We start from the raw sequence: 13002 nt of genomic DNA on the forward strand, positions 1-13002 counted from the left end.
CAACAAACTAACAAACAAAACCTCCCCGCAAATTAGGCTGCCGGTCTGGAAGAAGGATCGTATCCTGTAGCTATCCCCCAGGTCCTACCTTTCCGTCCACGTCGTCCGGACATATCCGAGCCGCATACCGACCGCTTCCATATTGCGGTGGCTTTGTGACAAGAACCCGCACTGGCCGACGACTAAGCTGCAGCCCGTTTGCTGGGCGATCCGAATCCGATGGCGAAGGAGCAGCCGATGCAGTCCGTGCCTGCGATATTCGGGCAGCGTCGCCCCGAAAGTTAGAGAGGCTATGCCTTCATTTATGTACATCACACCAGCCGCGGCAGGCTCATCCTGCACATAGGCAAGATAAAATCTCCAGCCTTTCCGCGCTGCGAGCACCCGGTTATTTGCGGCCACGGACGGAATCCCCTGATCAGGAAGTCCGGTTCCCCGGCAATGGATCGTCGCATACCGCTCGAACTCATGCTCGGTGACATGCCGGATCTCGATAGCCGAATCCGCCTCTTCTTCCATGTTGACCGGATGCATATACATCGAATTATGAAACCCTGACTGGTACAGCCCTCGTTCCGCAAGCGCCTTCAAAAGTTCCTCATTTGCCGTGGAGGGCACGATCTCGATCTGAAATCTCCGATCCCTCGACCGGTAGAAATCAACTATGGCATCCAGATGGCCGATGTCCTCCGATTGAATGCCTTTTACGGTGTTAAAGGAAAGCCACGGCATGGTCTTGCTGTACAGGCACAACGCATGGCCGAACCGTTCGATCAGGACGCCCTCCGGGTTGCCCGGCCGCTTCGCAATGGCATCCATCCGATCGTGCATGTACTCCGTTTCGGAGCGCTGAATATGTAAGATTACCTCTTTCGTTGGGAGCTCGTCCATGATAACCTCCATCGATCTGTGATAGGACGGCGATAAGAGAACAGCCTGAAGATCATACGAGCTATGCATCCTCAGGCTGTTTGTCTATCACCTATTTATTTCGTGCTGCCGGGCAGATCGCAGGATCCGTCGGCACATATCCCCGCATCCTTCTCGTTCACCATCACAAGCGGATGGGCTTCACGGTAGGCTTTCTCCAAAGCGTCCGTAAATACCTCAAGCGGCTGTGCGCCGGATACGCCGTACTTGCCTCCGAGCACGAAGAAAGGCACCCCGCGAATACCCAGCTGGTGGGCAGCCGCTTCATCAGCGCGTACTTCCGAGCTATACGCGTCACCATCAAGCACCGCATCTGCCTCTTCCCGCGACAAACCAACCTCGGCGGCCAGATCGGCCAGCAAGGAGCGGTCCTGCAGATTGCCGCCCTCTGTAAAGTGAGCGTAGAACAACCGCTCTGTCATCTCTTTCATTTTTCCATGCTGGCTTGCAAAATGAACCAGTCGATGGGCATCGAAGGAATTCGCTGGAATGATGCGGTCCATGTGATACGTGAGGCCGACGCTTGCCGCCTGCTGCGTAACGTTGGCGTTCGCCGCCCGGGCTTGCTCAATGCTCATCCCGTATTTTGAAGCCAGCAATTCATCCATCGACACGCCCGGCTCATACGAAGCGTCCGGATCAAGCTCGAAGCTCCGGTAAACCACCTCGACCTGATCCTTATTCGGAAATAAGGCCAGTGCATTCTCGAAACGACGCTTTCCTATATAACAGAACGGACACATAAAATCCGACCAAATCTCAACCTTCATCGTCTTACCCCCTGCAAGCATGTATTTTACTTACTTATTGTAACTTTCTTTCTGGATTACTGCAAGAAAAGTCCTTTATCACCACATAAGGGAAAGGCAAATTCGGTTTTCTGATCGTAAAAAAAAGATGGCTATCGTCCACCTGTCATTTATATCGTTTCCAGTCCATATCACTGTTCTCCAGCAAATACTCAAAATCGTTATCACGGCGCTTCTGCTCCGCTGCGCGGGCTGCCTCGCGCTCCTGTCTTTCTTTCTCCAAACGCTCAGCCTCCGAGGCCTTTAATGTTTCGGAGGTTTCCTTCAATTTCTGAAGCAGCTCTGGGTTCAGAAGATCCTTCAACGTTGCCGGCTTGTCGGCCTGCGAAGCACTTGGAGCGGGCATGTTCCGTTTCTTTTTAGCCATAATCACTCACCTCGGTTTCCTCATCATTATACCATCTTCCATGCGGACTGACAGCACTGGAGGATGCAAAAAAAGAGGGCCTGGCGGCCCTCTCTTCTCGTTTATGTATAATATAAAGGGCGATCGATGGGACTTGAACCCACGAATGCCGGAGCCACAATCCGGTGCGTTAACCCCTTCGCCACGACCGCCATCTTATAAATGGACTAGCTGTCCGGATAATTAATATAGCATAGGATTCAAGATTGTGCAAATTGTAAAAGTTTCCATCCAGATCCATGCATCTTCATCAAAACCCTGCTCTCGCGGATTGCCGGCCACTGCCGGATTGGATCGAAACATATTGATTTCTTTCTGCGGTAAATACTATACTAACGAGAATGTTGAAGAAACGGTTATTCGAAAAAAAAACGAAAGCACGGGTGTACGAAAAATTACTAAAAACCGTTTGCATTGTGTTGCAGCTGGAGGTCGATTCATCGTGATTTATCATATTGATTATCTTTCCGAAGCGCTTCATGTTAAGGGTTACCTGGGTCTTCCGCCTCAGCTTCCCCATGCGATTAGCCAGTCTATGGCTGACATAGCCGGTACTCAGCCCGGCGTTTCGGTCAAAGGCACACTGGCTTGCTCATGGCGCCCGGATAAACAATTTCAACATCCTGGCGGATCAACCCGCAAGCTTCCCCTCCTGATCTATTGCAGGGGCGGAATCGGCCGCGTCGGAGCGGTGCGCCTGAAGTGGATCGAAGAGTTCGCGATGCACGGCTTCGCGATCTTCGCCCCTGCATATCGCGGAAACGAAGGCAGCGAGGGGCGGGATGAGTTCGGCGGAGCCGATACGATGGACGTCGTAAACGCAATCGATTGGCTCAGGAACATACCTTGGATCGACCCGGCCCGGATTTATCTGCTCGGCTTCTCCCGGGGTGCGATCAATGCCGCCAAGGCAGCGGTTATCTCGCCAGTGGTTGCGAAGCTCATTCTATGGAGCGGGGTATCGGACCTGGCCCAAACATATGAGGAACGGATCGACCTCAGACGGATGATGAAACGGGTTATCGGCGGCTCTCCGAACAAAGTGCCGGAGCGATATCTCGCTAGGTCTCCGCTGCATTACGCGGAGCAGCTTGAGATCCCGGTGCTAATCGTCCACGGGACCCTCGACGAGCAGGTCCTTATCGGGCACAGCTATCGAATGGCGGACAGGCTCGCGGAGCTTGGCCGGCAGGTGGAGACCCATTTCTACCGGGATCTGAAGCATCATTTTCCCCCGCCGCAGCATGAAGCGGCGGTTCATCGCATGTGCGATTGGCTGATGAAAGTTTAACGGCTCCCGGGTTTAGGCTCTCGGGATGCCATCAGTTTGACCGCCGTCCCAATCAGACCTCCACCTGAAACATGGAATCAACAATCACCGGTAGTTGGTCCCTAAGGGATATCGCACCAAAGACGGACCGTGCATGACTCCCGTTATCCCCGAACACTTCAACCATTAGATCAGAGAAGCCGTTCAGCACCTTGTGATGCTCCTCATAATCCGGAGAAGCATGGATAAACCCTTGGACCTTGACTACGCGCTTCACATGATCGAGAGAGCCCAAAGCTTCCTTCAATACGGCCAGCACTTCGATGCCGGCGGAACGGGCGAAGGCATATCCCTGCTCGGTCGTATAATCTACCCCCAGCTTGCCTCTCGGATGACCCGCAGGACCTTTCCCGGACACATACATTATTCCGTCTACGATTACGTAATTGGCGTATTTCGCTGCAGGTACGCTAGCCGCAGGCAAAACGATCCCCATCTCCGCCAACCGCTGCTCCACATTCCCTCCCATGTCCGTCTACTCCCCTTTATCATATTTTCCATTGAATTTCGATTATTGTATCATGGAAAATTCCCTTTGCAAGCAAAATGCTGTTCCCCCTGCCTAAAGATTTCTTACTCGCTTAATTGTTGTTACCCTGATTTGAAAATTATGGATTGACAGTCGGCAAACGATCCTTTACAGTATCTCATATATGAAAATGATAATCATTATCGTTTAGTTTGCTGTTATTATTCTACATACAAGGAGAATCGAAATGAAGAACAAGCTGTTCATTCCCTTTATCGTTTTGCTTTTAGTGATCCTCAGCGCTTGCGGCTCTGATTCAGGAACGCCAGCCTCATCGACTCAAAATAATCAGGACACTCATAACACTCAGAATGCGGACACGACGACGGTCGCCAATCCATCCGAGGAGACGATCACGTACCAATCTGAGAAAGGTCCCGTGAAGGTTCCTGCCCATCCCAAACGGATCGTAGCGTTGACGTATGCACCGAACGTGCTCTCGCTCGACGTACCGCTGGTTGGCGTCGATCAGTGGACGAATGCGAATCCGTTGTTCAAGGACAAGTTGGAGGGCGTAACCGTCGTTTCGGAGGAGGACCTCGAGACGATTATCGAACAGGATCCGGATCTGATCATTGCCGGCACCGAAATGAAGAATCTCGATAAGCTGGGCCAAATCGCTCCTACCGTTGCTTTTACCTGGGGAAAGCTGGACTATTTATCCCAGCAGCTTGAGATCGGAAAGCTCCTCAACAAGGAGCAGGAAGCTCAGGCATGGATCGATGATTTCAAGCAGCGTGCGGAAGCAATCGGCAGCGAAATCAAAGCGACGGAAGGCGATGATGTCTCCGTTTCCGTGTTTGAAACCGATTCGGCCAAGAACTTCTACGTATTCGGCAATAACTGGGCGCGAGGCACCGAAATCCTGTATCAGGCCATGGGATTGAAAATGCCTGAAAAAGTCGAGAAGGATGCCCTCGGCCCCGGATATTTTGCGTTGTCGCAAGAGGTGCTCTCCGATTATGCGGGAGATTATATTGTGCTTAGCCGAAACTCGCAAGCCGATACCGCGTTCATGAAGACCGATATTTGGAAGGGCATCCCGGCCGTCAAAAACGGACATGTCATTGAAATCGATACGGAGGCTGCCACTTATAGCGATCCGATTACGCTTGAATATTTGCTGAATATTTTCAAGACCGGATTCCTTGGCGACGGCTCGACCGATTAATGAATTACAATGATCGAAACCAGACTCCCCCGAATCAAGTTCTTTCCCGAGCTTGGTTCGGTTTTTTTTTTTACGTTATTCCTGATTATTTCGGGCTTGCTCTGATATTTGAAAATATTTTTCTTGTTTCTAAGCAAAGAATAATCCCCTTTGTAAAGGGCAACATAATTCTGGTACCTGTCCTCCACTAAATAAATCAACTTTAACGGAAAGGAGTTGCACCTCAATGAAGAAAATCCTCGCTTCATTCTTAGCCGGATTAAGCTTGGCTCTCGTTCTTGCGGTTCCAGCTTTTGCGAATAATAACAACATGAACACAAACGATGTGAATGCCAACAACGTGAACACCAACAGTTATAACGCAAATGCTACACGTGACAACGATACAGACTGGGGCTGGCTGGGATTAATCGGTCTTGCTGGCCTCGCCGGTCTGAGACGCCGCAATCCTGAACGTCAATAGTCAAAAAGTTCAAAAGCATACGTGATTTTGTTCTTTTTGACCGCCTTTTTGCCGGCAGTTTGGTAAGATTATGAATACGTTTGTGTAGTGAGCCGCATCTCGTTAAACATCAAAAAGGCTGTATCTTAGCAGGCATTGGCTTGCCAAGATACAGCCTTTTGTCGCAAAGTGAACCTTAACCGGCTTACCCGGACGACTATTCATTTAACTTCCAGCCATTGCTTAAGAAGTGCACACCTATTGAATATAGAAAGAATAGGAAGCATAGCGCTGGGCGTTCGGGATCGCCTTCCAGACGTCAACGGTCTCCGCTCCCGGATACCAGTAGGCGAAGCCGGCAACTTGATACGCCGAAGCCATCAGGTGCTTCACGGACAAGGAACGGGCGTCCTCTGTCCAGATCCGATGCTGAACGCCGCCAGAGCGGTATTCCGCTTCATATTGTCCCGCTTCCGCATTCCACGATATCGGAGCCTGAAAGCTTCGAATTCGCCGGCCCTGCTCCACCAAGGTGATATCCTCGGAGGAAACGCTGGAGGCCAGCTTCCAGTCCCTCGTATACAACGGAAAGGCGACAATCGCTTGATTCGCCCTAATCTGGGTCAGGAGCCGCTGTAATGCAGATTCCGACCAAGAAATGGACGATACGGAGCCTGCTTTGGGCGAGCCGCCCCAATGCTCGTCGTAGCTCATCAGCACGAGATAATCCAGCTGCCTGCCGAGTGCCGCATAATCGAACGCCGCCGTCCAATCCGTGTTTAGATCCGGGGATACGTCAATCGACAGCTTGGCACCCAGGCGCTTCATCTCAGCAGATAATAACGTAACGAACAGCGTCAGATTCTCACGATCCTGGGGCATCACATTCTCAAAATCAATGTTGATTCCATCCAGTTCATACTTCACGGTATTGGCAGCGATGCTGCTGATCACCGATTGCCGGAGCGTGGCGCTGCTAAGGATTTGATGCGTCATCTCGGCGTTGCTCCGGTTTCCTATCATCGCCCACACTTCACGGCCGTTCTTATGCGCCCAATTCAGCAGCGCCGTATCCGTATTATCCGACAGCTTACCAGAGGCGTTCAGGTAATACCATCGCGGCACGAGAACGTTCAGTCCAGCCCTCTTAGCATAGCTTATATACTGGCTGGTCGTTCCGTTATACAGCCATCCCATTCGTACGCTTGCTCCTTCTTGGCGGTCCAGCACGGATTGGACGTTGCCCGTACGAAGGACGCGGTCCAGCAGCATGGCGGTCTCTTCGCGGGTAATCGGATCCAGCGGTCTGAACCGGCCCTCGCCTCCCTGCAGCCATCCCGTTTCCGTTGCTCGTCCTACGGCGCTCCGGGCCCAACCGGCAATGGAGCCCGAGTCCGAGTATCTCCAGGCACTGCTCCCGCTGCCTTTACCGCTCTCCTTCATCGCCCGGACCATCATGACGGCAGCCTCCTGCCGGGTAATCTGCGCATTCGGATAGAAATATGCACCGCTCCCCTGCACGATCGATACGTTCAGTCCAGCATGCACATAGCCGTAATACCAGGCAGCAGGCCGTACATCCCGGAACGCGGACAGGTCATTGTTCACGGGTGACAGCTTCAGCAGCCTTGTCAGCATCGCCGTGAATTCGGCTCGGGAGATGTGGTTTTTCGGCAAAAAAGCTCCATTGCCGTCCCCGCTTATGATCCCCCGCTTCGCCAAACGCAAGATCGCTTCCTTTGCGTAGCTTCCGGAGATATCATGAAACGCGGGCTGGCTTGGAGCCCCAAGTCCCGATACCTGAACAGGATGAATCACGCCTGCCAGTAACAGCAAAACACATAACGTCAGGAAATACTTCTTCAAGTGGTACGCCTCGATTCTATCATCTGATTATCTCAGCATATCAGATGATCGTAGAATCGGGCATTGCTCATTTATTGGTAATATCGCTTAAGCTCTTTCCGTACTTCAGCAGGAAAGAATAACGGCCCCGATCCCATCCACAGTCAATGTTGTCGGGGACAGCTGTTTGATCGTCTCTTCCCCTAAGAGGACGGTCCATTCTCCAAGCTCCGGCAGACTTAAGGTAGCCTCGTTTCGGCCGGCATAATAGAGAACATAGAGATGCCGGGCCTGATCGCCGCCGGCGTGATCTCGCAGCGTGAAGGCGATCGCCTGCTCCGGACAAGCCTCGAAACGCAGATGCTTACGAATCGTTTCCGCATCCCGCAGCCGGAATGCCGGACGCTCCTTGCGCAGCTGGATGAGCCGCTGAATATACTTGACGCCGTCCTGATGCTCCGCTGCTTGCCGCCAATCCAGGCGGTTCACCTCATCCGGCTCATTATAGCTGTTCTCGACCCCGCCTTTGGACCGGTAATATTCCTGACCGGCATGAATGAACGGAATCCCTTGGCTGGTGAGCGTGATGGCCGATGCCAGCCGGTGCATGTCCCGGCGAATATCATCGCTCTCGCCAGCCGTGGAGAGCTGGATTTTGTCCCAGAGCGTATGGTTATCGTGACACTCTACATAATTCACATTCTGGTCAGGCTCGGATGCAAATGACCGTATATCCGCCGAATACGAAATACCACCGGCAACACCCTGCTTCACCCGGTCCTTGAGCCCAGTTCCTCCGCTAATAAAGCCTTTGTATTGATATTTAAAAATATCGCCCTTAACCGCATCGCGGAACCCATCGTTAAAATGTCCGATTCTCGGCATCCGGTCAGCCTGCTGCTGATTGGCGCGCAGCTGCGGCGCAAGCTCGGTGTCCATGACCCAGCCTTCCCCGATCATGATGATCGACGGATCGATCTCATCAAGCGCTCCGCGGATTGCATTCATCGTCTCTACATCCATTAGGCCCATCAGATCGAAGCGGAAGCCGTCAATGCGGTATTCCTTGACCCAGTGCAGGACGGATTCCACAATGAATTTGCGCATCATCGGCCGCTCGGTTGCCGTATCGTTGCCGCAGCCCGAGCCGTTCGAAAACTTGCCGTCCTTCTTATAACGTAGATAATAACCTGGCACAAGCTTCGTGAAGTTGATTAAGTAACCATCGTACACATGGTTATACACCACATCCATGATGACCCGGAGTCCGCGATCATGCAGCGCTTGGACCAATTGCTTGAACTCGCGAATCCGAACTTCCGGCACATAAGGATCCGAGGCATAAGAACCTTCGGGCACATTGTAATTTTTCGGATCGTAGCCCCAATTATATTGCGGCTCATCAAGCCGAGTCTCGTCCACGCTTTCCGTTGCGTAATCGAATACGGGAAGCAGCTGCACATGGGTAACCCCGAGCTCCACAATGTGATCAAGTCCCGTCCGGATTCCTTCGGGTCCTTTTGTGCCCGCTTCGGTCAGCCCTGCGAACTTTCCCTTAAGATGAACTCCGCTGTCTGGATGGATCGTGTAATCCCGAACATGCAGTTCATAAATGACGGCATCCACAGCGCTTTCAAGCTTAGGCTTCGCTTCGGTCCAGCGCTCCGGATTGGTTGTCGACATGTCTAGAATATAAGCGCGGTCGCCGTTAACGCCTACGGCCTTGGCATAAGGGTCAATGGCTTCATTCCATTGCTCACCAATGCGAACCTGATAGGTATAGAATCGGCCCTTCAGGTCCTCTTTCACCCGCAGGAGCCATGTTCCCGATACATCGCGGGTCATCGCATAACGGTCCGCCTCCGTTGTCTTCCAATCGGAATAGACTAACACATAGGCCTCGCTTGCCGTCGGCGCCCAGAGGCGGAATAGGCTCTCCTGCGGACGATAGGTCAGGCCGAGATCGTCACCGTCATAATAAAATAATTGATCAAATTCCTTGGAGAACACCGATACGCCGCCGGTTACTGACAGATCTCCATAATCGATAACAGCATTGCTCTCTTTCTGTACGGACAAGCTCTTCACTCCTCATCTCTTCCTGCTGTGCTGCAGCCGCTGCACCTCTTCTTCCGTTAAGGACCGATTACCATAACGGGCCTTCTCATAGAGCTCGACCAAGGTCTCGGGCATCCGCTCCCGCGAATGTTCCTGCCAATCCTTAAGATCGTTCTCCGTTTCCCGGGGCGTTAAGGCTGCCTTCCAATTATACCCTTCCCGGATGCTTTGCAAAAGTATCCTGCGGTACATTTGGCGGATGATCTGATTCGGATCATGTCGCTCTTCGCCGCGATCCTTCTTGGACAAACGCATGCTGCCGAGAGCCCGCCGCAGCCGCTGCCCGGCTCGTTCATGCTCGATATCCTCGACCTCATCCTCATACCCCAGCGACGTTTGGGCTTCTTGCCGGGACATCATCCGATTCATCCACTTGGAGAGGATCCCGAGGAGCTTTGGCAGATGCTTCCCAAATCTCAAAAGAAGCAGCATAAGGCCGATTCCAATCGCGATAAATACGCCGTAAACCAGCGCCGATTCCAACCATTTCATGAACCGGCTCGGTCTCTTCTGCTCGCTGTCGGGCAGCTGGAGTTCAGGCGGCGGTTGAGGCGTCGCCTGCGATTCCGGAGGTGTCTCCGGACCTGCACTAAACAGTCCCGATAACCAAGAGGTCAGCCCCCGGGCCATCTCCTCGAACCAATGACGGAGCTGGGGAAGAAAAGCGATCGCTGCGATGATCAGAAGCAGCACCACGACGAATGAGCGGTTATATCGAAGCACGCGTCGTTCCAGCACAGGCTGATCCTTGCCCGGAAGCGTTTCGTCCAGCACCAGCTGCTGATTTACGATAAGCAGCGTAAGTGCCAATGCTCCTGCTCCGAACCAAGTAAGAACCGGTATTCCCGTCCGGAATGAATCCATGAAGGCCAGCACGAAGCTGCTGGCGCCGTATAGGATCAGGCCGACCAGGTAATAGGTTCCGGGAAACATGCTGCTCCAATCGATCTGCTCCATCCGGCTTCCGCGATAGCTGGCTGTAAATAGTACCGGAATCGCATAAGCCAGAAGGATGTCTATGCCTAATATCCAGCCCCCCAAGGCGATGGATACTACAGCGGCCCACATCACTGCTTTGAACTGCCGGTTCAAGCGAAGATAGGCACTGCCGGCATAGCCGATCAGATATGCTCCCCATGCTGCAGCCGGCCAAAGCCATGTCAAGGAATCGGGGAACAGGTAATAGGCGGGAATGAAAAGCACAGGGAAATAAAGGATGCACTCTACCAGGCTGTTAAAGAAAGCCCGCAGCAACCCGAATCCGCGGATCCTCATGCGGACACCTCCTTGCCTGCCACGATCATCCCGTCCTCGAGGAGCGCAACCTCGACGGAGTGGCCTTTCATCCTAAAGCGCTCAAGCAATGCTTCCAGCCGGGGACTTACATACGTCGTGAGCAAGATCATATCCACCGATTCCTCCTGGCGATCCAGCATGGACAGGAGATAATCATGGAACGACAGCTTACGGGTGAGCTCAAGCTTCGCAAGAAGTTCAAGGATCAAATCCTGCTGGGCTTCGCCGCCGGCTGCAGGGAGAAGCATGTCCTGCTCCTCTCCATCCACCACGGCCCCGTTCGTACCGAATCCAACCTCGATGCCTTGCGAGAGCAAGTGTGCGCTAATACCGGCCGCCAGACGAATTCCGTATTCAATCGGCTCCGGCCGCGTTACCTTGGTCCACATCCCCTCATGGTCTTCAATATTCAAGTAGATCATAAGGCGGCAATCCGCGGTCGTGTCCCGCCGGTATACCTGAAGGCTGCCCGTCCTGGCGGTGGCTTTCCATTGAATGTCCTTCATCGGATCGCCGCTGCGGTACTCGCGCACGCCGGAGATATGGAACGGATCCTCCATAATCCAACGCCGGACCAGCAGCTCGCCGATCCATGTTCGTACCGGGAGCTCCATCTCTGAGACGTCGAGCGGCCTCGGATACACCGTAATCCCGCCGGGAAGCGTCATGCTCTGCACGACGGACTGGATCCCCAGCAGATCGCCCGTCGTCATGGAGACGGTTCCAAGCCGGTACACGCCGCGCTGCTTTGCCGTGATGCGGTGCCTGCGCACGATTTTGGTCCAGGGAAGAAGGCTGAAGAAGCTCTTATGATTCTGGTTGTACTGTCCTTCGCTAATATTCAGATTCAGCTGGCTCTCAAAGGCAAGGCCTGTCCGAAATTGCGATTCAACCCGCAGCCAGGGAACCGGCAGCGCTTTCCGGTTTTCAATCGTCTCAATCAGCTCGATCGAATCTCCCTCATAGCAGGATGACGCCTTAAATGATCGGCTGTAGGTCAATTTTTTCAGCGCCGTTCGCTTGAAGAGCATGCCCTGCAAAAAAATGATCACAGCGGCGATCAGCAAAATCCAGTAAGCTCCCATCCGCGAGCCCCCTTAAGGCGCGATGCCGGCTTCCGTCGGTACCGGTACCTGTGTCAGCAAGCGCTTGATGACATCCTCCGCCGCCTCCGTCAAGCTCCGGCCTCTGACGCCGCCGCGCAGCTGCAAACGATGGGCCCACGCCGGCACAGCGAGCGTCTTCACATCGTCCGGCGTTACGAACGCTCTGCCCTCAAGAACGGCCTGAACCTGGACGGCCTTAAGCAGTGCCTGGCAGCCCCTTGGGCTTACGCCTGCGACTACGGCTTCGTCGGCTCTGGATTGCTCGGCCAGCTTTACGATATAAGATAACAGCTCGTCGCTCACATGCACCTTGTTGACGACTTGCCGTGCTTGAATCAGGCTGCTTGAAGCGGCAACCGCCGTCAGCGATTCCAGCGGCTGCTGTTCCTTGAACCGTTTTAGAATATCGACGCTCTCCTCGGCGGAGGGATATCCCATGCTCAGCTTAAACAGGAAACGGTCCAGCTGCGCTTCCGGCAGCGGGAAGGTTCCCTGCTGCTCCAGCGGATTTTGGGTCGCGATAACCAGAAACGGCTCCTGCAGCGCATGCGTCACGCCGTCAATGCTGATCTGGCGCTCCTCCATGCATTCCAGCAGACTGGCCTGCGTGCGGGGCGTAGCCCGGTTGATCTCATCCGCAAGCAGGATATTGGTAAACAGCGGGCCTGGTCGAAATTCAAATTCAGATATTTTTTGATTATAGAAGTAGATGCCGCTCAAATCCGAAGGGAGCAGGTCCGGCGTAAATTGTACTCGCTTGAACGTGCAGTCGACAGATCTTGATAAGGATTTGGCCAGCAGTGTTTTCCCCGTGCCCGGAACATCCTCGAGAAGCACATGGCCTGCGGTCACCATCGCGATGAACAGCCTGTCAATGAGCTGCTCCTTGCCTACAATAACCTTGGTTACGTTGGCACGGATCTCGTCTCTTAAGCGTCGAACGGAATCAAAATCGGTAATGATGGTAATCACTCCTTATGTTATAAGCATATCCATCAAAGTTCGTCATCAGCTACCTGG

Annotated in this window: 12 protein-coding genes and 1 tRNA gene; 3 read left to right on the plus strand and 10 right to left on the minus strand. The window is 53.3% G+C overall.

What is annotated here, in order from left to right; all coding sequences use genetic code 11:
• Positions 1-84 precede the first annotated feature (84 nt).
• The 4 genes from J2Z18_RS17180 to J2Z18_RS17195 all read right to left on the minus strand — a co-directional run bounded on the left by J2Z18_RS17180 (position 85) and on the right by J2Z18_RS17195 (position 2297).
• Entirely contained in the window at positions 85-891 is an 807-nt protein-coding gene (locus J2Z18_RS17180) for a GNAT family N-acetyltransferase (protein WP_007128561.1), read from the minus strand.
• Between the two features lie 95 nt (positions 892-986).
• Positions 987-1700: a DsbA family oxidoreductase gene (locus J2Z18_RS17185; RefSeq protein ID WP_007128562.1), complete on the minus strand. Its 714-nt coding sequence runs from the start codon at positions 1698-1700 to the stop codon at positions 987-989.
• A gap of 145 nt (positions 1701-1845) precedes the next feature.
• Positions 1846-2106, minus strand: coding sequence for a YqkE family protein (locus tag J2Z18_RS17190; RefSeq protein WP_007128563.1), 261 nt, complete (start codon positions 2104-2106; stop codon positions 1846-1848).
• Between the two features lie 118 nt (positions 2107-2224).
• Positions 2225-2297, minus strand: a tRNA-His gene (locus J2Z18_RS17195).
• A 290-nt stretch (positions 2298-2587) separates the two neighbouring features.
• Here J2Z18_RS17195 and J2Z18_RS17200 point away from each other — a divergent pair.
• Complete coding sequence (locus J2Z18_RS17200; RefSeq protein WP_007128564.1) at positions 2588-3436, plus strand: alpha/beta hydrolase family protein; 849 nt, start codon at positions 2588-2590, stop codon at positions 3434-3436.
• Positions 3437-3488: 52 nt separating this feature from the next.
• Here the strand turns inward: J2Z18_RS17200 and J2Z18_RS17205 are convergent, their stop codons facing one another.
• The gene (locus J2Z18_RS17205) at positions 3489-3944 is read right to left on the minus strand and encodes a RidA family protein (RefSeq protein WP_007128565.1); all 456 of its coding nucleotides are present in this window, start codon (positions 3942-3944) and stop codon (positions 3489-3491) included.
• 247 nt (positions 3945-4191) lie between these two features.
• On the opposite strand from J2Z18_RS17205, the gene J2Z18_RS17210 reads away from it, so the two are divergent.
• Positions 4192-5175 carry an iron-hydroxamate ABC transporter substrate-binding protein gene (locus J2Z18_RS17210; protein ID WP_007128566.1) on the plus strand — a complete coding sequence of 328 codons (984 nt, stop codon included), beginning with the start codon at positions 4192-4194 and terminating at the stop codon, positions 5173-5175.
• Positions 5176-5401: 226 nt separating this feature from the next.
• Complete coding sequence (locus J2Z18_RS17215) at positions 5402-5638, plus strand: WGxxGxxG family protein (protein WP_007128567.1); 237 nt, start codon at positions 5402-5404, stop codon at positions 5636-5638.
• A gap of 237 nt (positions 5639-5875) precedes the next feature.
• On the opposite strand, the gene J2Z18_RS17220 is transcribed toward J2Z18_RS17215, so the two are convergent.
• The 5 genes from J2Z18_RS17220 to J2Z18_RS17240 form a co-directional block, all read right to left on the minus strand.
• Positions 5876-7483, minus strand: coding sequence for an S-layer homology domain-containing protein (locus J2Z18_RS17220; protein ID WP_007128568.1), 1608 nt, complete (start codon positions 7481-7483; stop codon positions 5876-5878).
• Between the two features lie 105 nt (positions 7484-7588).
• Positions 7589-9541, minus strand: a complete 1953-nt coding sequence (gene pulA / locus J2Z18_RS17225) for a type I pullulanase (protein WP_007128569.1) — start codon at positions 9539-9541, stop codon at positions 7589-7591.
• Between the two features lie 12 nt (positions 9542-9553).
• A complete protein-coding gene (locus tag J2Z18_RS17230; RefSeq protein ID WP_210095078.1) occupies positions 9554-10855 on the minus strand; it encodes a DUF4129 domain-containing protein in 1302 nt (433 codons plus the stop codon).
• Positions 10852-11961: a DUF58 domain-containing protein gene (locus J2Z18_RS17235; protein ID WP_210095079.1), complete on the minus strand. Its 1110-nt coding sequence runs from the start codon at positions 11959-11961 to the stop codon at positions 10852-10854. Before J2Z18_RS17235 ends, J2Z18_RS17230 begins: the two co-directional genes overlap by 4 nt.
• A 12-nt stretch (positions 11962-11973) precedes the next feature.
• Positions 11974-12954, minus strand: coding sequence for an AAA family ATPase (locus tag J2Z18_RS17240; RefSeq protein WP_007128572.1), 981 nt, complete (start codon positions 12952-12954; stop codon positions 11974-11976).
• Between the last annotated feature and the right edge of the window lie 48 nt (positions 12955-13002).

This window comes from Paenibacillus lactis (assembly GCF_017873605.1).
Taxonomy (GTDB): Bacteria; Bacillota; Bacilli; order Paenibacillales; family Paenibacillaceae; genus Paenibacillus_AQ; species Paenibacillus_AQ lactis.